The organism is Nocardioides panacisoli, assembly GCF_019448235.1.
Classification (GTDB): Bacteria; Actinomycetota; Actinomycetes; order Propionibacteriales; family Nocardioidaceae; genus Nocardioides; species Nocardioides panacisoli_A.
Genome location: NZ_CP080409.1, coordinates 383,818 through 403,269 on the forward strand (window position 1 = coordinate 383,818; position 19,452 = coordinate 403,269).

Here is a 19,452-nt window from a genome sequence, read left to right on the forward strand (position 1 = left end):
GCGTCCGGAGCCGAATCGGTTCGTCGGAGACCGTCTCCCTAGGATGGGCCGCATGTCCTCCCAGACCGACGGAGCCCTTGACCGCGACGGGGTGCGCCACCTGGCCGACCTCGCCCGGATCGACCTCGACGATGCCGAGCTGGACCACCTGGCGCCGCAGCTGGCGGTGATCCTGGAGTCGGTCGCCTCGATCCAGCAGGTCGCCGGCGCCGACGTGCCGCCGACCTCGCACCCGATCCCGCTGACCAACGTCTTCCGCGAGGACGTCGTCGTGCCCGGACTCAGTGCCGAGGAGGCCCTCTCGGGAGCCCCGGAGGCCGACGAGCAGCGGTTCAGCGTGCCGCGGATCCTGGGGGACGAGCAGTGAGTGACCTGATCCGGAAGTCCGCGCTCGACCTCGCCGACGCCCTCGCTGCGGGTGAGACCACCAGTGTCGAGCTGACCCGCGCCCACCTGGACCGCATCGCCGCGGTGGACGGCACCGCCGAGGCCGGCATCCACGCCTTCCTCCACGTCGACCGTGACGGCGCGCTCGAGCAGGCGGCCGCCGCCGACGAGCGCCGCGCCGCGGGCAACCCGGCCTCGGCCCTCGACGGCGTCCCGATCGCGGTCAAGGACGTGTTCGCCACGACCGGACTGCCCACGACCTGCGGGTCGCGCATCCTCCAGGGGTGGGTGCCGCCGTACGACGCCACGGTGGTCCGCAAGGTCAAGGAGGCGGGCCTGCCGATCCTGGGCAAGACCAACATGGACGAGTTCGCGATGGGCTCCTCCACCGAGCACTCGGCCTACGGCCCGACCCGCAACCCGTGGGACCTCGACCGGATCCCGGGCGGCTCCGGCGGTGGGTCGGCGGCCGCGGTGTCGGCGTACGAGGCGCCCCTCGCGCTGGGCACCGACACCGGTGGCTCGATCCGCCAGCCCGGTGCGGTCACCGGCAGCGTCGGGGTGAAGCCGACCTACGGCGCCGTGTCGCGTTACGGCCTGGTGGCACTGGCCAACAGCCTGGACCAGGCGGGACCCGTGACCCGCACCGTCGCCGACGCCGCCGCGCTCCAGGAGCTCATCGGCGGCCGTGACCCGCTGGACTCCACCTCGGTGGACACCGCGTCCTCGGGACTGTTGGAGGCCGCCCGCCGCGGGGCAACCGGCGACCTGACCGGCCTGCGCGTCGGGGTCATCAGCGAGCTCGCCGGCGAGGGCTGGCAGGACGGCGTGATGCGCCGGTTCCGCGAGTCGCTCACGCTGCTGGAGCAGGCCGGTGCCGAGGTCGTGGAGGTGTCCTGCCCCCACTTCGTGCACGCCATGGCCACCTACTACCTCATCCTGCCGGCCGAGGCGTCCTCCAACCTCGCCCGCTTCGACGCGATGCGCTACGGCCTCCGCGTCGTCCCGGAGGGCGATCCCAGTGCCGAGGAGGTCATGCGTGCGACGCGGGACGCCGGCTTCGGCGACGAGGTGAAGCGGCGCATCATCCTGGGCACCTACGCGCTGTCCAGCGGCTACTACGACGCCTACTACGGTCAGGCGCAGAAGGTGCGGACCCTCATCAGCCGCGACTTCGAGGCCGCCTACCAGCAGGTCGACGTGCTCGCCTCGCCCACGGCGCCGACGACGGCGTTCCCGATCGGGGACAAGGTCGACGACCCGCTGGCGATGTACCTCAACGACCTCGCCACCATCCCGGCCAACCTGGCCGGCGTCCCCGGCATCTCGGTGCCGGCAGGTCTCGCCGACGAGGACGACCTGCCGGTCGGCTTCCAGGTGCTCGCCCCGGCGCTGGCCGACGACCGGTGCTACCGGGTCGGCGCCGCACTGGAGGCCGCACTGACCGCGCAGTGGGGTGGCGCGCTGCTGGACCGGGCGCCGGCCCTGGACACGCCGTTCGGCAACGGCTCGACCCACGAGGGGGAGAAGTGACCGAGACCCTGGTTTCCTTCGAGGAGGTCCTGGAGCGCTACGACCCCGCGCTCGGACTCGAGGTGCACGTCGAGCTGAGCACGGCGACGAAGATGTTCTGCGGGTGCCCCGCAACCTTCGGCGGCGAGCCCAACACCCAGGTCTGCCCGACCTGCCTGGGACTGCCCGGATCGATGCCGGCCGTCAACGGCGCGGCCGTCGAGTCCGCGATCCGCATCGGGCTCGCACTCAACTGCGAGATCGCCGAGTGGTGCCGGTTCGCACGGAAGAACTACTTCTACCCGGACATGCCCAAGAACTTCCAGACCAGTCAGTACGACGAGCCGATCTGCTTCGACGGCTGGATGGACGTGGAGGTCCCGGGCGCCGACGGCGAGCCGGAGCTGTTCCGCGTGGGGATCGAGCGGGCCCACATGGAGGAGGACACCGGCAAGTCGACGCACGTCGGCGGCGACACCGGTCGCATCCACGGCGCGAGCCACTCGCTGGTGGACTACAACCGCGCCGGCATCCCCCTCATCGAGATCGTCACCAAGCCGATCGTGGGAGCGGGAGAGCGGGCCCCGGAGGTCGCGCGTGCGTACGTCAACCAGTTGCGCGACCTCATCGTGGCGCTCGGTGTCTCCGAGGCGCGGATGGACCAGGGCAACCTGCGGGCGGACGTCAACCTGTCGCTCGCCCCCAAGGGCTCGGGCTCCCTCGGGACCCGCACCGAGACCAAGAACGTGAACTCGTTCCGCTCCGTGGAGCGTGCGGTGCGCTACGAGATGTCGCGCCACGCGGGCGTGCTCGACGCCGGCGGCACCGTGCTGCAGGAGACCCGCCACTGGCACGAGGACACCGGACTGACCACGTCGGGCCGGGAGAAGTCCGACGCGGAGGACTACCGCTACTTCCCCGAGCCGGACCTGGTGCCGGTCGCACCCTCGCGGGAGTGGGTCGAGGAGCTGCGGGCCACGCTGCCGGAGAACCCGACGGCCAAGCGGGCACGGCTCGCCGAGGAGTGGGGCTTCTCGGAGTTGGAGATGCGCGACACCGTCGGTGCAGGCGCGCTGGCGCTGGTCGAGGAGACCGTGGCCGCGGGCGCGGATCCCCAGGCAGCACGCAAGTGGTGGCTGCAGGAACTGGCCCGTCGGGCGAAGGACGCCGACGTCGAGCTGACCGACGTCGGGGTCAGCCCGCAGCAGGTCGCCGAGGTGCAGGCGATGGTCGACGCCGGCACCATCAACGACAAGCTCGCCCGGCAGGTGTTCGAGGGCCTGATGGCCGGCGAGGGCACTCCCGAGCAGATCGTCGCCGACCGCGGCCTGGAGATCGTCTCCGACGACGGGGCGCTGGCGGCCGCCGTCGACAACGCCATCGCGGCCAACCCCGACGTCGCGGACAAGATCCGCGGCGGCAAGGTGGCGGCCGCGGGCGCACTGATCGGCGCGGTCATGAAGGAGATGCGCGGCCAGGCCGACGCGGCCCGCGTCAAGGAACTGATCCTCGAGAAGCTCACCTGAGCGATCGCGTTCCGGTGACCGGCGTGGTCCCCACCCCCTGATCGGGGACCACGCCGACCGCCGGCGGGACGGGCCCGAAGGGCCTGTCTCCGCGAACATCGTCGGCCAACGGACCACCGTCGGGAAATACGACGATGTGCGTACTCGGTGGTCCGGGCGGCGCTAGCATCTCCGGGTGGACCTTTCGGGGACCGATGCTCTCGAATTCCTGCGGCAGACCGACCGCCTGACCACCGGTGGCGAGGACCTGTGGTCGACCGCCTGTGCGGTCGCCTCGGCGCTCATCCCGTGTGACGTGGTGACGCTCAACCACGTGAACATCGTGGCGGGGGCGGCCGAGGTCGTCGTGTCGCCGGCGGAGTGGTCCGCGCGCATGGCACGCCTGCGGCCGGTGACCGAGCAGTACGCCCACCAGCACCCCCTCATCGCCCACCACGCCTCCGGCCGCGGCGCGATCCCGCTCCGGCTGGACCTCCGGACGGTGGAAGGGTTCACCGACACCGAGCTCTACCGCGGGTACTACGAGCCGCTCGGCCTGCGACACCAGCTCGTGATGGAGGTCCCCTCACCGGAGTCGGCGCTCGTGGTGATCGTGCTGAGCCGCACGGCGGGCGCCTTCACCGACCGCGACGAGGCGATGCTGGTGCGGCTCCGCCCGCACCTCGCCCTGGCCTGCCGCACGATCTCCTCGGCCGGCCTGACCGAGGAGGGGGCCATCGATGCTGGGTGGGTCGTGGTGACCACCGACCCGGACGGCCGCGTCGACTGGGTCTCGGAGGCCGACGACAGCCTGGCGTTCCGCGTCGGCCACCGGTTGCCGCCCGAGTGCGCCGTCCTCCGGGCGCCCACGCAACGGCTCTTCGGGGAGCAGGTCGTCTTCGACAGTGGAGCGACCCGGTGGTTCGTCCGCGCCGTGCCCGGCGAAGGTTCACCGGTGCTGCTCGCCCAGCGGGTCACCCGGGAGGCACCCGAAGCGCAGCTCACGCCCCGTCAGCTCCAGGTGCTGGAGGGGGTCGCCGGGGGGATGTCGAACCGTGAGCTCGCAGCGGCGCTGGACATCGAGGAGGGCACGGTCCGCAAGCACGTGGAGAACGTGTACCGCCTGCTGGGGGTCGGCACGCGCGTCGAGGCGACCAGGGTGTTCACCGAGCGGCTGCTCCGGTCCGCCTACCGGGGGTGAGCACGTCCGGGCCACGGCGGGACGGACGGGCGGATCGCGGTAGAGTGCACGTCGGCGTACCACCCCGGTGCGCCGGACCACGCGCCCGTGGACGGGGGAAGCCGGTCGAAGTCCGGCGCTGACCCGCAACCGTAGGCCTCCTGCCCGGAGGCGAGCCGGAGCACCCGTCACGGAGCGTCCTGACACAACGCTGTCGAGGAGAGCAGCGGTCGGATCGCCCGCCCGCTGACGTGCAGCGGGAGGTATGCATGATCCGCCTGGCCCCCAGTTCCGCGCGCCGCACCGGCGCCGCCACGCTCGCCGCGGCCCTGCTCGCCACCGGCCTCGCCGGTTGCGGCGACGACGCCGGCACCGATGGCGCTGATGGTGCTGGCGGGACCGCGACCGAGCCCGCCGAGGCGCCCGGCCAGCCGCTGGCCACCGCCGCGGCCGACTGGCTGGTCGAGGAGGAGCTCGCCGACGGCCTCGTGGTCAACGACGAGTTCGCCGCGCCCGACTACGGCGCCACCGTCGACGCGATCTACTCCCTGCGTGCCATCGGCTACGACGAGGCCGCCATCACCACCATGACCGAGGCGGTCACGGCCGACGCCGAGGCGTACGTGACGCCCGACGGCGCCGTCTACGCCGGCAACGCGGGCAAGCTGGTCACCCTCGTCACCGACACCGGCGGCGACCCCGCCGACGTCGGGGGACTCGACGCCCTCGCCACGCTGGAGGAGCGCACCGCCGAGGACGGCCGCACCAGTGACGACAGCGAGTACGGCGACTACGCCAACGCGCTGGGCCAGGCCTGGGCCGCCAAGGGCCTGAGCAACGCGGGATCGGCCGAGGCCGACGCCGCGACCGACTTCCTGCTGATGCAGCAGTGCGAGGCCGGCTTCCTGCGCCAGGATTTTTCCGCCCCCGACGCCGAGGACCAGACCTGCGACGGCTCCGAGGGTCAGCCCTCGGTCGATGCCACGGCGCTGTTCGTGCTGCTGATGCACGACGTGGAGGACGAGACGGTCACCGCGGCGGTCGAGTCGGCCGTGGGCTACCTGGTCTCGGAGCAGGCCGAGGACGGCTCGTTCGCCGGTGGCGGCCAGATCCCCGCCAACAGCAACAGCACCGGCTTCGCCGGCCGGGCCCTGCAGCTGGCCGGCGAGGACGGGGCCGCGGAGGCGGCGGCCACCTGGGTGCGCGAGCACCAGCTCGCCGACTGCGACGGCGCCGTCGCCGAGGAGAGCGGCGCGATCGCCTACGACGACGCTGCCGTGAGTGCCGCCGCGGACAAGGGCCTCACCGACAAGACGTCGTACCAGTGGCGCCTCGCCACCGCGCAGGCCCTGCCCGCGCTGCTGGCCGCGCCCGAGGACGCCGACGCGGCGGAGTGCCCGAGCGCCTGATGATGCGGACCGCGGTCGCTGCCCTCGCCGCGAGCTCGATGCTCGCGGCCGGGGCGACGACCGCCGCGACCGCCGCGGAGTCGCCGGCACCGGCCTGCGACGAGGTCACCGTGGTCGTCGACTACAACGAGCTCGGGGGAGCCCCGCGCACCGACTGCGTGCCCCCGGGCACGGCGGCCGAGGCATTCGAGGCGGCCGGGGTCGCGTTGGAGCGCGTGCCGCAGCTGGGTGACTTCGTGTGCCGGGTGGCGGGCAAGCCCGCCGACGGTCCCTGCAGCGACAACGACGCCTACTGGAGCCTGTGGTGGTCCGACGGCACCGCCGAGTGGACCTACGCGAGCCTGGGGGTGGGCAGCCTGGAGATCCCCGCCGGCGGTGCGGTCGCCTTCGCCTGGCACCAGGGCGCGGACGAGGCCGAGCCCCCCGACGATGCGGCCCCGGGCGGGGCCGTGGCGAACGGTCCCGATGACGCGATCGGCGCCGAACCCCCGCCGGAGGACGACGCGACGGCGGGATGGCTCGTCGGCGGGGTCGTGGCCCTGGTGCTGCTCGCGGCGGCCGTGCCGCTCCTCGCCCGCAGGCGGGCGTCATGAGGATCCCCCGCGAGCTGCACCCGGTCGCGTGGTGGTGCTGGGCGATCGGGCTGGCCGTGGCCGCCACCTCGACGACCAACCCGGTCCTGCTCGGCCTGGTCGTCGCCGTCACCTGCCTCGTCGTCCTCACCTGCCGCTCCGACCAGCCCTGGGCACGCGCCTTCCGCCTCTACCTGTGGGTGGGCGCGGCGATCGTGGTGATCCGCGTCCTCTTCCGCCTCGTGCTCGGCGGCAACTCGCCCGGCCACGTCTGGATCGCGCTGCCCGAGGTCCCGCTGCCGGACTGGGCGGCTGGCGTGAGCCTGCTCGGTCCGTTCACCCGCGAGGAGTTCCTCGCCGGCGCCTACGACGGCCTGCGACTGGCCGGACTGGTGATCGCGGTCGGGGCTGCCAACGCCCTGGCCAACCCCAAGCGGCTGATGAAGTCGCTGCCACCGGCGCTGTACGAGGTCGGCACCGCGATGGTGGTGGCGATCAGCGTGCTGCCCCAGCTGGCCGACAGTGCCCGCCGGGTCCGCGCCGCACAACGCCTCCGCGGCGGTGACTCCGGACGGATCCGCGGGCTGCGACGCCTCGTCGTCCCGGTGCTCGAGGACGCCCTGGAGCGGTCCCTCTCCCTCGCGGCCGGCATGGACGCCCGCGGCTACGGACGCACCTGCGCGGTGAGTGCCGGGCAGCGCCGCAGCACCGGCGCCCTGATGATCGGCGGTCTGCTCGGCGTCTGCGTCGGCGTGTACGCCGTCCTGGACGGCTCTGCGCCACGGCTGATGGCGGTGCCGATGCTGCTGCTCGGCACCGCGCTCGCGCTCGCCGGGTTCGTCGTCGCCGGGCGCCGGGTCCGCCGCACCCGCTACCGGCCGACGCGCTGGCAGCTGCCGGAGTTCGTGGTGGCGGCCTCGGGTGTGGTCGTCGGGGCCGGCGCCTGGGCCGTGCAGCGGTGGGACTACGCGGTGGCCCACCCGGGCGTGACGGAGCTGCCGGCGGTTTCGCTGCCGTCGGTCCTGGTCGTCCTGGTGGCCGTCGTGCCGGTCTGGGCCGCCCCGCCGCCGGTGACCACCCGCACCGCAGCGCCGGTCCGCGCCGACGACCCGGAGGTGGTGCCGTCGTGATCGAGCTGCGCGACATCACGCTCCGCCACGAGGACCGCACGGTGCTCGACGGGGTCGACCTGACCGTGGAGTCGGGCGAACTCATGCTGCTCGCCGGGCCGACCGGCGTGGGCAAGTCCACCCTCCTCGGTGTCGTCGCCGGACTGGTGCCCGGGTTCACCGGCGGCACGCTGACGGGGGACGTGCGGCTGGACGGCGAGAGCATCATCGAGCGGCCGGCGCGCGACCGCGCGCACGCGATCGGCTTCGTGGGGCAGAACCCCGCCGCCTGGTTCGTCACCGACACCGTCGAGGAGGAGCTGGCCTTCGGCATGGAGCAGCTGGGCCTGCCGCCGACGACGATGCGCCGACGGGTCGAGGAGACGCTCGACCTGCTCGGCATCGCCGACCTGCGTGACCGTGACCTGCGGACCCTGTCCGGCGGACAGCAGCAGCGGGTCGCCATCGGTGCGGTGCTCGCCGCCCACCCGCGGCTGCTCGTGCTCGACGAGCCGACCTCGGCGCTGGACCCGACCGCCGCCGAGGAGGTCCTGGCGACACTGACCCGACTGGTGCACGACCTCGGGCTGACCGTGCTGGTCGCCGAGCACCGTCTCGAGCGGGTAATGCCCTTCGCCGACCGGATGTGCCTGCTCGACCGCGACGGCCGCGCACGAGTCGGCGAGCCCGCCGAGGTGCTGCGCGACGCACCGATCGCCCCGCCCCTGGTGGAGCTCGGCCGCCTCGCCGAGTGGCACCCGCTCCCGCTGACCGTGCGGGACGCGCGACGGCGTACGACGGCACTGCGGTCCCACCTGGGACTGCCGCCGTCGGGGCCACCGGTCACCGGCACCGCCGTGGCGACCACCCGTGGCCTGGTGGTGGCGCGGGGCGGCGTGCCGGTGCTGCGCGGCCTCGACCTGGACCTGGCCGCCGGATCGGTGACGGCACTGATGGGACGCAACGGCGCCGGCAAGTCCACCCTGCTGTGGGCGCTGCAGGGACGGTTCGGCACGACCGAGGGACGCGTCGACGTCGCCGGCTCGGACCCGCACGCCGCCCGAGCGGAGCAGCGGCGCGAGCTCGTCGGGATGGTGCCCCAGAGCCCCGCGGACCTGCTCTACCTGGAGACCGTCGCCGAGGAGTGCGCGACGGCTGACCGCACCGCGGAGGCCGCACCCGGCTCGTGCCGCGACCTGCTCGACCGGCTGGCGCCGGGCATCGACACCGCGATGCACCCGCGCGACCTCTCCGAGGGGCAGCGGCTAGCCCTGGCCGTGGCGATCGTGCTCACCGCCCGCCCGCCGGTGCTGTTGCTGGACGAGCCCACCCGTGGCCTGGACTATCCCGCCAAGCGGGTGCTCGCACGGATCCTGCGCGACCTGGCCGACCGGGGGCGTGCCGTGCTGGTCGCCACCCACGACGTGGAGTTCGTCGCCCAGTCCGCCGACCGGGTCGCCGTGCTCGCCGAGGGTGAGGTCGTCTCGTCCGGGCCGGTGCGCGACGTCGTCGCCGAGTCGCCGGCGTTCGCGCCCCAAGTCACCAAGGTGCTCGGTCCCGGTTGGCTGACCGTCGGGGAGGTCGCCGACGCGCTGGGCATCGAGCGTGCCGCCGACGAGGTGCGCCGGTGAGCACGACCTGGACCGTGACGCCGCGCTCCGCGGCGGTGCTGCTGCTCGCCTCGACCATCGGGGTGCTGATGCTGGGGTGGCCGCTCTTCCTCGAGGCCGACGTCGGCAGCCGGGTCGACCCACCGTTCTTCTTCCTCGCGCTGCTGCCGGTCGTGCTGGCGGTGGTGCTGGCCGAGCTCAGCGAGGGCGGCATGGACGCGCGCGTGCTCGCGATCCTCGGCGTGCTCAGCGCGGTCAACGCCGTCCTGCGCGGCATCAGCGCCGGCGGCGCCGGCATCGAGCTGGTGTTCTTCCTGCTCATCCTCGGCGGCCGGGTGTTCGGTCCGGGCTTCGGGTTCGTGCTCGGGTGCACGTCGCTGTTCGCCTCCGCGCTGCTGACCGCGGGCGTCGGGCCGTGGCTGCCATTCCAGATGCTCGTCGCCGGCTGGGTCGGCCTGGGCGCGGGCCTGCTCCCACGCCGCGTCACCGGCCGCTCGGAGATCGCGATGCTGGTGGTGTACGGCGTCGTCGCGGCCTACGCCTACGGCATCCTGCTCAACCTGTGGGGCTGGCCGTTCCTCCTCGGCGTCGAGGTGCCCGGACAGGACGGCACGGAACTGTCCTACGTGCCGGGCGGCTCGCTGGGGGAGAACCTGCACCGCTTCGGCCTCTACACGCTGCTGACCTCGACCGGCGGCTACGACACCGGTCGTGCGATCACCAACGCCCTGGCGCTCGCACTGCTCGGCCCGGCGGTGCTGACGACACTGCGGCGGGCGGCTCGTCGGAGCCGGATCGAGCGCACCGAGCCGGCGATCGAGTCCCGCTGAGCAGCGGCATCGGCCTCAGGGGTTGACCAGCAGGATCCGGTCGTCGGCCTCGGCAGGGTCGCCGCGACCGTCACGGTTGCTGGTGCCCAGCCACAGGCGGCCGTCCGGCGCCGTGGCCACGGCCCGGAGCCGGCCGTACTCGCCCTCGAGGAACCCGCGGCCGTCGCTGGCGGACCGGTCGGCGACCTTCATCCGCCACACCCGCTCGCCGCGCAGGCCGGCGGCCCACAAGAAGCCCCGCGAGTGGGTGATGCCGGCCCAGGACGCGTCCTCGGGGCGGCGGGTGAGCGCGGGCTCGGTGAAGTCGCCCTCGCCGGCCGCCACCTGCACCGGTCCCTCGTAGACCGGCCAGCCGTAGTTGCGCCCCTTGCGGATCAGGTTGACCTCGTCGGCGGTGGAGTCGCCGAACTCGCTCGCCCACAGGTTGCCCTCCGCGTCGAGGGTCATGCCCTCGACGTTGCGGTGGCCGAGTGACCAGACGAGGCTCTTGCGGAACGGGTTGTCCCGGGGACGCTTGCCCTCGGCGGTGATCCGCAGGATCTTGCCCGCCAGCGAGCCCCGGTCCTGGGCGAGCTCGCGCCGTGTGGTCTCTCCGGTGCTGACGAAGAGGTGGCCGTCCTCGCCGAAGAGCAGGGCACCGCCGTTGTGGCGGTCGCCGACGGGGATGCCCTTCAGCACCACCTCGGTGCGGCCGAGCTCGTCGCCGTCGAGGGTGGCGCGGACGACCCGGTTGTCCTTCTTGGTCGTCACGTAGAAGTAGACCTGCAGGTCCTCGGCGAAGTCAGGGGACACCGCGACCCCCATCAGGCCGCCCTCGGCGCGGGCGTCGACCCCGCGGACCGTGCCGGCCTCGACCGGCTCCGCCGGGTCCGAGCCCTCAGGTGCCTCGACGAGCTGGACCCGCCCGGAGTCGCGCTCGGTCACGATCGCACGGCCATCGGGAAGGAAGTCGATGCCCCACGGCACCTCCAGGCCGCGTGCGGCCGTCCCGACGATGTCGGGCACGCCGTCGGCGGGCACCTGGCTCGGCTCCGCGTCGGCCGAGGACGCCGCCGTCGTCGGCTCGGCGGCGCTGGTCAGGCTCTCCTCGACCTGCACGTCGACCTCGTTGCCGCCCTGGGAGCACGCGGACGCGGTCAGGCCGACGCCCAGCAGGGCGGCGAGGGCGCGTCGCGTCCTCATCGGACCCGCTCCAGGAAGTCCAGCAGGAGGGCGTGCACGGCCTCGGGCTGCTCGACCTGGATGAAGTGGGAGCCGCGGAGCTCGTGGTAGTCCGCCTCGGCCATGCGGTCCGCGGCGGTGGCCATGTCGCGGGCGCCCGCCAGGACGTCGTACGTCGCGGCGACGAAGCGGGCCGGGACGGTGATGCGGCTCAGCGGCACGCGGGTGTGGCGCGACGTGCTCAGGGCGAGGTGGGCGTACCAGTCGACCGGGGTGGTGAGGAACTCGCGGATGCCGTCCGCGGCGAGCTCGACGTCGGGCATCGGGAACATGAAGCCGGTGCGGGTGATCGCCTTGACCAGCCGCGGCCCGACGGGGATGCGCTGGGTGAGCGGCGTGGCGACCCAGCCGGTGTACTTCGCCACCCGGCACACGTTGACCGTGAGCGCACGTGCCACCGCGTGCGGGAGGTGGAGGGGGCCGAGCATGGTGGCGAAGGTCTCGCCCGGCACCCCCGCCACGGCGAAGAGTCCGGCGACCCGCTCGGGGTGGTGGAGCGCGAGCTCGAACATGGTGTTGACGCCCATCGACCAGCCCATCAGCACCGCCCGGTCGATGCCGAAGTGGTCCATCACCGACAGGGCGTCCTGGACGAAGTGCTCGATCTCGACGTGGTCGGGGTTGCGGGGACGCTCCGAGCCGCCCACGCCGCGGTGGTTCCACGACACCACGCGGACCCCGCACTCGGGGTCGAGCAGCGCCGGCCACAGGTAGGCGTTGGTGCCCAGGCCGTTGCAGAGCACGACGGTCGGACCGTCGATCGTGCCCTCGGGGTCGTTGGTCCAGACCCGGACCGAGGTGCCGTCGTCGGAGAGGATGTCGCGGAAGGCCACCGAGGGATGCGCGGCGACCGGAGCAGCGGGGGTCGACATGGCCCCGATTGTGCCTGAGGACGGCCGCCGGTGCCGGGCCTTGGTCCACATCGGCGCTGCGCGGCGCCGGCCCGGGTGGGTCAGTTCGGTGCGGGCTCGGTGAAGGCCGGCCGCGCGGCCGCCCGGGTGGCGCCGGCGCTCGCCAGCACCACGCAGGTCACCGCGGCCCACTGCGACAGCGCCAGCTGCTCGCCCACGATCGCCAGGCCCGCCATCGCGGCCGCCGCCGGCTCGAGGCTCATCAGCACCCCGAACGTGGCCGGCGGCACGCGCCGCAGGGCGACGAGCTCCAGGCTGTAGGGCACCACGGAGCTGAGCAGTCCGACGGCGGCGCCGATGAGGAGGATCCGTGGGTCCCCCAACGGTCCGGCATCGGTCAGCAACAGCCCGGGGGAGAGCAGCACCAGGGCCACCAGGCTGGCGACGAAGAGCCCGTCCAGCCCCTCCCAACGGCTGCCGGTGCGGGCGCTGAACACGATGTAGCCGGCCCACGCGGCACCGGCGAGCACGGCGAACGCGACACCGACCGGGTCCAGGTCCGCCCGCTCGGCGCCGAGCAGCACGACCCCGAGGCCGGCGAGGCCGACCCAGACCAGGTCGCGGGCCCGGCGGGAGCCGAACAGGGCCACCGCGAGGGGACCGATGAACTCGATGGTGACCGCGATGCCGATCGGGATCCGGGAGAACGACTGGTAGATCGCCCAGTTCATGGTGCCCAGCGCGACGCCGAAGCTGATCGCCACCAGCCAGTCCTCCCGGGTGCGGCCGCGCAGCCGAGGACGGGCCAGGGCGAGCAGGAACAGGGTGCTGGACGCGAGCCGGAGCCAGACCATCCCGGTCGGCGAGACCTCGTCGAAGAGCGTCTTGGCGATGCCGGCACCGAGCTGCACCGACCAGATGCCGGCGATGACCAGGGCGATCGCGACCCCGAGGGACTGCTGGGGAGAAAATCTCGCGCTGACCAGTGGCATCCGAGGTGGCACTGGGCCAATGTAGGAGCCAGCGGGCACACCGTCCGCATCGGCGGCGCGAGGAGGGGCAGCCATGGCCACCACGGTGATGATCGGCACGCGCAAGGGCCTGTGGGTCGGACGCTCGGAGGACCGCGACGACTGGAGCCTGAGCGGTCCGCACCACGACATGGAGGAGGTCTACTCCTGCCTGGTCGACACCCGGGGCGGTCGCACCCGGCTCTTCGCCGGTGCCTCCTCGCCCTGGCTCGGGCCGCAGGTCCGCTGGTCCGACGACCACGGCGCCACGTGGCAGGAGACCGCCGGTGGCGGCGTACGGTTCCCCGAGGGCAGTGACGGCACCGTGGAACGCATCTGGCAGCTCGCGCCCGGCGCCGAGGACGGCGTCGTGTACGCCGGCACCGAGCCGGGAGCGGTGTTCCGCTCCGTCGACCACGGCGAGACCTTCACCCTCGAGCAGGCGCTGTGGGACCACCCGCACCGTCCGGAGTGGGGCGAGGGCTTCGGTGGCCAGGCGTTCCACACCGTGCTGCCGCACCCGACCGACCCGTCCTCGGTGACGGCGGCGCTGTCCACCGGCGGCGTCTACCGGACGACCGACGGTGGGGCCTCCTGGGAGCCCCGCAACCAGGGCATCCGTGCGGACTTCCTCCCCGAGGGGCAGCAGCTGCCGGAGTTCGGCCAGTGCGTCCACAAGGTCGCGCGGCACCCCTCGCGCCCGGAGCGGCTCTACGCGCAGAACCACGGTGGTGTCTACCGCTCCGACGACGAGGGCGGGTCGTGGACCTCGATCGCCGACGGGCTGCCGAGCGACTTCGGGTTCCCGATCGTCGTCCACCCGCACCAGCCCGACACGATCTACGTCTTCCCCCTCGGTGGCGGCGACGGTCGCTACCCGCCCGAGGGCCGCGCGCGGGTGTGGCGCTCGCGCGACGCCGGGGAGTCGTGGGAGCCACTCGACCGCGGCCTGCCCGAGCAGTTCTACGTCGCCGTCATGCGTGACGCGTTCTGCACCGACGGCGCCGACCCGGCGGGGCTCTACTTCGGTGCCCGCAACGGGTCGGTCTGGGCCTCGACCGACGAGGGTGGGAGCTGGCGCGAGATCGCGCGCGACCTCCCCGACGTGATGTCGGTGCGCGCCGGCGTCGACGCCGCTGGCTGAGCCACCTCGCGCCCGGGTGGGCGGACCGGCCTGAGAGAGTGGGGGTCATGGCTCGTTCGTGCGTCGACGGTGGCCCCCACCGTGCGTGACCTGCTCCGCCGACGCCGCGGGGCAGGAGCCGACCGTCCGCCGATCCCGGGCGAGATCCTCGTCCTGATCGCCTCGGCGTTCGTGATCGCCGTCGGGTACGGCCTCGTCTCCCCGGTGCTGCCGTCCTACGCGCGCAGCTTCGACGTCGGCGTCGCGGCGGCCTCCCTGGTGGTGTCGGCGTTCGCGTTCTGCCGCCTGGTCTTCGCACCCGCGGGTGGCTTCCTCTCCAGTCGGCTGGGGGAGCGGCCGGTGTACCTGACCGGTCTCGTGGTGGTCGCCGCGTCCTCGGTCGCGACCGCGTTCGCGCAGACCTATGAGCAGCTGCTGGTCTTCCGCGGGCTCGGCGGTCTCGGCTCGACGATGTTCACCGTCTCGGCGATGTCGCTGCTGGTGCGGCTGGCCCCGCCGACGATCCGTGGGCGGGTGTCCTCGGCGTACGCCAGCTCCTTCCTGGTCGGCGGCATGCTCGGCCCCGTGCTCGGCGGTGCGCTGGCCTCCTTCGGGCTGCGCCTGCCGTTCCTGGTGTACGCCGGTGCGCTGATCATCGCCGCGTCCGTGGTCGGCGTGCGACTCTCCGGTGCGCGCCTGCGGCCACCGGCGGACGCGCCGGAGGTCGTCCCGATGCGGGTCCGCGAGGCGCTGCGTCACGGCGCGTACCGGGCCAGCCTGGTCTCGGCGTTCGCCAACGGCTGGTGCAACTTCGGGGTCCGGGTGGCGGTGCTCCCGCAGCTGGCGGTCGCGCTGACCGACCAGACGTGGGTCGCCGGCGCTGCCCTGGCGCTGGCTGCCCTCGGCACCGCCCTGACGCTGCAGGTCGCCGGCCGGGTGGCCGACACCGTCGGGCGTCGTCCCTTGGTGCTGGGCGGGCTCGTCATCACCGCGGTCGGCCTGGGGCTGCTGGGCCTCAGCGGCTCCCTGGCGGTGCTGCTGGTGCTCTCGGTGGTCTCGGGGATCGGGGCCGGCATGGTCAATCCCGGGCAGCAGGCGGCGGTCGCCGACGTGGTCGGCGCCGGGCGCAGCGGGGGCACGGTGCTGAGCACCTTCCAGATGGCGCAGGACGGCGGCGCGATCCTCGGCCCGGTGCTGGTGGGCTTGGTCGCCGACGCCTACGGCTTCGGCTGGGCGTTCGGCGTCACGGCACTGGTCAGCCTGGTCGCCGCACTCCCGTGGTTGGCGGCGCCGGAGACCTTGGGCAGCGCCGTCGCCGAGGCCGGCGAGGACGCCACCTCGGGCACCGACGAGTGACGGCCCCGGGTGTCTCCTATCCTTGGCCCATGACTGACGGCGCAACCCCCGACATCAAGCCCCGCTCCCGCGAGGTCACCGACGGTCTCGAGCGGGCCGCCGCGCGCGGCATGCTCCGCGCGGTCGGGATGGGGGACGAGGACTTCGCCAAGCCGCAGATCGGCGTGGCGTCCTCGTGGAACGAGATCACGCCCTGCAACCTCTCCCTGGACCGCCTCGCCAAGGCCGCCAAGCACGGCGTCCACGCCGGCGGCGGCTACCCGTTGGAGTTCGGGACCATCTCGGTCTCCGACGGCATCTCGATGGGCCACGAGGGGATGCACTTCTCGCTGGTCTCCCGGGAGGTCATCGCCGACTCGGTCGAGACGGTGATGATGGCCGAGCGGCTCGACGGCTCGATCCTGCTGGCGGGCTGCGACAAGTCGCTGCCGGGCATGCTGATGGCCGCTGCCCGCCTGGACCTCGCCTCGGTGTTCCTCTACGCCGGCACCATCCTGCCCGGCAAGGTCGACGGCGAGGACGTCACGATCATCGACGCCTTCGAGGCCGTGGGTGCCTGCCTGGCGGGCAAGATCAGCCGCGAGAAGGTCGACGAGGTCGAGCGGGCGATCTGCCCCGGTGAGGGCGCCTGTGGTGGGGCCTACACCGCCAACACGATGGCCGCGGTCGCCGAGGCGCTGGGGATGGCCCTGCCCGGGTCGGCCGCGCCGCCGGCGGTCGACCGGCGCCGCGACGGCTACGCGCACCGCTCGGGAGAGGCCGTGGTCGAGATGCTGCGGCGCGGCATCACCGCGCGTCAGATCATGACCAAGGAGGCCTTCGAGAACGCGATCGCGGTCGCGATGGCCCTGGGCGGCTCCACCAACGCGGTGCTGCACCTGCTGGCCATCGCCAACGAGGCCGAGGTCGAGCTCAGCATCGACGACTTCACCCGCATCGGGGAGAAGGTGCCGCACCTGGCCGACCTCAAGCCGTTCGGCAAGTACGTCTGGGTGGACTTCGACCGCGTCGGTGGCATCCCGATGGTGATGAAGGCGCTGCTCGAAGCCGGGCTGCTGCACGGCGACTGCCTCACCGTGACCGGCAAGACGGTCGCGGAGAACCTCGCCGACATCGCCCCACCCGACCTGGACGGTGCGGTCATCCGCTCGATGAGCGAGCCGATCCACCGCACCGGCGGCCTCACCATCCTGCGCGGCACCCTGGCGCCGGAGGGCGCGGTCGTGAAGTCCGCCGGCTTCGACGAGGCCGTCTACCCCGGCACCGCGCGCGTCTTCGACGGTGAGCGTGCCGCGCTCGACGCCCTCGCCGAGGGCCGCATCGTGGCCGGCGACGTGGTGGTCATCCGCTACGAGGGCCCCAAGGGCGGCCCCGGCATGCGCGAGATGCTGGCCATCACCGGCGCGATCAAGGGGGCCGGCCTCGGCAAGGACGTCGTGCTGGTCACCGACGGCCGGTTCTCCGGCGGCACGACCGGCCTGTGCGTGGGCCACATCGCCCCCGAGGCGGTGGACGCCGGACCGATCGCGTTCGTGCAGGACGGTGACCGGATCGTCCTCGACGTCGCCAACCGCTCGCTCGAGCTCGACGTGGACCCCGACGAGCTGGCCGCGCGCCGTGAGGGCTGGGAGCCGAACCCGCCGAAGTTCAACCGTGGCGTGCTCGGCAAGTACGCCAAGACGGTGAAGTCCGCGTCGCTGGGCGCGATCACCAGCTGACCGCGTGCCGGACACCAACGAGTTCGGCCAACGGGTCGGCGACGTCGTCGCCGGCTGGGAGCCGCGACCCGCGCCGGCCCCGGTGACGCTGCGGGGCCGGTACGTCACCGTGCTGCCACTGAGCTCGGCCCACTACGCCGACCTGTACGCCGCCTGCTGCGGCGAGGACGACGGCGACCTGTGGACCTACCGCACCATCGACCGACCGACCTCGCTCCCGGGCCTGTGGATGCACCTCGCCGAGCTGCTCGACCGCCCCGACGCGCTCACCTTCGCGCTGGTGCCGGGCGAGGGGCCGGACGCGGGACGTGCGGCCGGGATCGCGTCGTACACCCGCATCGAGCCGGCGCACGGCCAGGTGGAGGTCTCCGGGATCCTGCTGGGACGCTCGCTGCAACGGACCCGTGCGGCCACCGAGGCGCTGCACCTGCTGGCCGCCCACGCCCTCGACGACCTGGGGTACCGCCGGGTGGAGTGGAAGTGCGATGCACTGAACGACGCGTCGCGTCGCGCCGCGACGCGCCTCGGGTTCACCCACGAGGGACGCTTCCGCCAGCACCTGGTCGTCAAGGGACGCCGGCGTGACACCGACTGGTACGCGATCACCGACGAGGAGTGGCCGCAGGTCCGCGAGTCCCACCTCCGGTGGCTCGCACCCGAGAACTTCGACGACGACGGTCGGCAGCGCACCTCCCTCCGCGCCCGGTGATGTCGGTGGCCGCTGGTTGGCTGGCGCCATGGACCAACGCATCAGCTTCGTCACCCTCCCGGTCGCCGACCTGCCGGCCACCCGGCGCTTCTACCTGACCGGACTCGGCTGGGAGGCGCACGTCGAGGTGCCCGGGGAGGTGCTGATGATCCGCACCGGCCAGCACCTGGTGCTCTCGCTGTGGGACCGCGCGGCGTTCAGTCGCGAGGTCGGGGAGCTGCAGTCGGGCCCCGGCGTGCCGCCACTGACGCTCGCGCACAACGTGGCCACGCCCGCGGAGGTCGATGAGGTGCTCGCCACCGCGAGGGGCGCCGGTGCGTCGGTGGTGCAGCCGGGGGAGCACCGCGACTGGGGCGGCTACACCGGCTACTTCGCCGATCCCGACGGGTTCCGGTGGGAGGTCGCGTGGAACCCCGGTGAGATCGGGCGCCTCGTGCTGCCCGAGGAGGGATGAGCGTGGCACGCCCCTTGGTCATGTCGGCGGCGAGTGCCACAGTGGCGACATGAGCGACACCACGCTGCTGACCCCCGACCAGGTCCGTGCCGAGGAGCTCGGCGACTGGTGCCTGATGCTCCGTTCGCTGCGCGCCCGGTTCCGTACCGGCAGCTTCTCGACCGGTGCCGAGCTCGCCGGTCGCGTCGCCGAGGCCGCCGACGCCATGAACCACCACCCCGACCTCGACCTGCGGTTCCCGCACGTCGACGTCGCACTGACCAGCCACGACGTGGACGGCGTGACCGCGCGGGACGTCCGGCTGGCGCGCCGCATCAGCGAGATCGCGGCCGAGCTCGGGGCGAGCCCCGCCCCCGAGCAGGTCCAGCATCTCGAGCTGGCCCTCGACACCCACGACCACGAGGCCCTCAAGCCGTTCTGGCGGGCGGTGCTCGGCTACGCCGACGCCCCGCGGCCCGACGAGGTGCTCGACCCGGCGGGCCGCTTCCCGGCGCTGTGGTTCCAGGAGGCCGGACCGCACGAGGCACCCCACCAGCGGTTCCACCTCGACGTCCACGTCGCACCCGAGCACGCCGAGGCCCGGATCACCGCGGCGCTCGAGGCCGGTGGCCGCATGGTGGACGAGGCCGCGGCGCCGTCGTTCTGGGTGCTGGCCGATCCCGACGGCAACCGTGCCTGCATCTGCACCTGGCAGCCGCCGGCGCAGGACGCGGCCTGAGTCTCCGAATGCTGGACGAGAAGTCCGCATCGTGGGACGCGTGGCACACTGGGGTCCGGTGGCGTGGACGGAGGGCTACGCTGGGTCGTATGCGGCAGGACCTTGTAGTACGCACCGGACGCGCACGCTGACGACCGTTCAGCACGCGCGTCCACCCCTCGTTGCTCGGCAACCGAGG

18 protein-coding genes are annotated in these 19,452 nt (G+C 73.3%); 15 read left to right on the forward strand and 3 right to left on the reverse strand.

Going from position 1 to position 19,452, the window contains the following annotated elements:
* Nucleotides 1-52: 52 nt before the first annotated feature.
* From gatC to KUV85_RS01920, 9 genes are all read left to right on the forward strand, one after another.
* Nucleotides 53-367 (forward strand): Asp-tRNA(Asn)/Glu-tRNA(Gln) amidotransferase subunit GatC, encoded by a 315-nt coding sequence (gene gatC, locus KUV85_RS01880; RefSeq protein WP_219961524.1) that lies wholly within the window; start codon nt 53-55, stop codon nt 365-367.
* Nucleotides 364-1,920, forward strand: a complete 1,557-nt coding sequence (gene gatA, locus KUV85_RS01885; protein ID WP_219961525.1) for an Asp-tRNA(Asn)/Glu-tRNA(Gln) amidotransferase subunit GatA — start codon at nt 364-366, stop codon at nt 1,918-1,920. The genes gatC and gatA overlap by 4 nt, the downstream gene beginning before the upstream one ends.
* On the forward strand, nt 1,917-3,425 hold the full coding sequence (gene gatB / locus KUV85_RS01890; protein ID WP_219961526.1) for an Asp-tRNA(Asn)/Glu-tRNA(Gln) amidotransferase subunit GatB: 1,509 nt from the start codon (nt 1,917-1,919) through the stop codon (nt 3,423-3,425). The genes gatA and gatB overlap by 4 nt, the downstream gene beginning before the upstream one ends.
* A 175-nt stretch (nt 3,426-3,600) precedes the next feature.
* Nucleotides 3,601-4,605 carry a helix-turn-helix transcriptional regulator gene (locus KUV85_RS01895; protein ID WP_219961527.1) on the forward strand — a complete coding sequence of 335 codons (1,005 nt, stop codon included), beginning with the start codon at nt 3,601-3,603 and terminating at the stop codon, nt 4,603-4,605.
* 248 nt (nt 4,606-4,853) lie between these two features.
* Nucleotides 4,854-5,993: a hypothetical protein gene (locus tag KUV85_RS01900; protein ID WP_219961528.1), complete on the forward strand. Its 1,140-nt coding sequence runs from the start codon at nt 4,854-4,856 to the stop codon at nt 5,991-5,993.
* Nucleotides 5,978-6,586, forward strand: coding sequence for a hypothetical protein (locus KUV85_RS01905; protein ID WP_219961529.1), 609 nt, complete (start codon nt 5,978-5,980; stop codon nt 6,584-6,586). The genes KUV85_RS01900 and KUV85_RS01905 overlap by 16 nt, the downstream gene beginning before the upstream one ends.
* A complete protein-coding gene (locus tag KUV85_RS01910; RefSeq protein ID WP_219961530.1) occupies nt 6,583-7,695 on the forward strand; it encodes an energy-coupling factor transporter transmembrane component T in 1,113 nt (370 codons plus the stop codon). Before KUV85_RS01905 ends, KUV85_RS01910 begins: the two co-directional genes overlap by 4 nt.
* Complete coding sequence (locus tag KUV85_RS01915) at nt 7,692-9,305, forward strand: ABC transporter ATP-binding protein (protein ID WP_219961531.1); 1,614 nt, start codon at nt 7,692-7,694, stop codon at nt 9,303-9,305. The genes KUV85_RS01910 and KUV85_RS01915 overlap by 4 nt, the downstream gene beginning before the upstream one ends.
* The gene (locus KUV85_RS01920) at nt 9,302-10,114 is read left to right on the forward strand and encodes an ECF transporter S component (RefSeq protein WP_219961532.1); all 813 of its coding nucleotides are present in this window, start codon (nt 9,302-9,304) and stop codon (nt 10,112-10,114) included. The genes KUV85_RS01915 and KUV85_RS01920 overlap by 4 nt, the downstream gene beginning before the upstream one ends.
* A gap of 15 nt (nt 10,115-10,129) precedes the next feature.
* On the opposite strand, the gene KUV85_RS01925 is transcribed toward KUV85_RS01920, so the two are convergent.
* The 3 genes from KUV85_RS01925 to KUV85_RS01935 all read right to left on the reverse strand — a co-directional run bounded on the left by KUV85_RS01925 (nt 10,130) and on the right by KUV85_RS01935 (nt 13,190).
* A complete protein-coding gene (locus KUV85_RS01925; protein WP_219961533.1) occupies nt 10,130-11,296 on the reverse strand; it encodes a PQQ-dependent sugar dehydrogenase in 1,167 nt (388 codons plus the stop codon).
* On the reverse strand, nt 11,293-12,207 hold the full coding sequence (locus KUV85_RS01930; RefSeq protein ID WP_219961534.1) for an alpha/beta fold hydrolase: 915 nt from the start codon (nt 12,205-12,207) through the stop codon (nt 11,293-11,295). Before KUV85_RS01930 ends, KUV85_RS01925 begins: the two co-directional genes overlap by 4 nt.
* Before the next feature lie 80 nt (nt 12,208-12,287).
* On the reverse strand, nt 12,288-13,190 hold the full coding sequence (locus tag KUV85_RS01935; protein WP_219961535.1) for an EamA family transporter: 903 nt from the start codon (nt 13,188-13,190) through the stop codon (nt 12,288-12,290).
* 61 nt (nt 13,191-13,251) lie between these two features.
* On the opposite strand from KUV85_RS01935, the gene KUV85_RS01940 reads away from it, so the two are divergent.
* The 6 genes from KUV85_RS01940 (at nt 13,252) to KUV85_RS01965 (ending at nt 19,274) form a co-directional block, all read left to right on the forward strand.
* On the forward strand, nt 13,252-14,340 hold the full coding sequence (locus KUV85_RS01940; RefSeq protein ID WP_219961536.1) for a WD40/YVTN/BNR-like repeat-containing protein: 1,089 nt from the start codon (nt 13,252-13,254) through the stop codon (nt 14,338-14,340).
* Nucleotides 14,341-14,421: 81 nt separating this feature from the next.
* Nucleotides 14,422-15,675, forward strand: coding sequence for an MFS transporter (locus KUV85_RS01945; RefSeq protein ID WP_219961537.1), 1,254 nt, complete (start codon nt 14,422-14,424; stop codon nt 15,673-15,675).
* A gap of 29 nt (nt 15,676-15,704) precedes the next feature.
* A complete protein-coding gene (gene ilvD / locus KUV85_RS01950; protein ID WP_219961538.1) occupies nt 15,705-17,393 on the forward strand; it encodes a dihydroxy-acid dehydratase in 1,689 nt (562 codons plus the stop codon).
* 4 nt (nt 17,394-17,397) lie between these two features.
* Nucleotides 17,398-18,102 (forward strand): GNAT family N-acetyltransferase, encoded by a 705-nt coding sequence (locus KUV85_RS01955; protein WP_219961539.1) that lies wholly within the window; start codon nt 17,398-17,400, stop codon nt 18,100-18,102.
* Between the two features lie 28 nt (nt 18,103-18,130).
* On the forward strand, nt 18,131-18,556 hold the full coding sequence (locus tag KUV85_RS01960; protein WP_219961540.1) for a VOC family protein: 426 nt from the start codon (nt 18,131-18,133) through the stop codon (nt 18,554-18,556).
* Nucleotides 18,557-18,605: 49 nt separating this feature from the next.
* Nucleotides 18,606-19,274, forward strand: a complete 669-nt coding sequence (locus KUV85_RS01965) for a VOC family protein (protein ID WP_219961541.1) — start codon at nt 18,606-18,608, stop codon at nt 19,272-19,274.
* Nucleotides 19,275-19,452 lie beyond the last annotated feature (178 nt).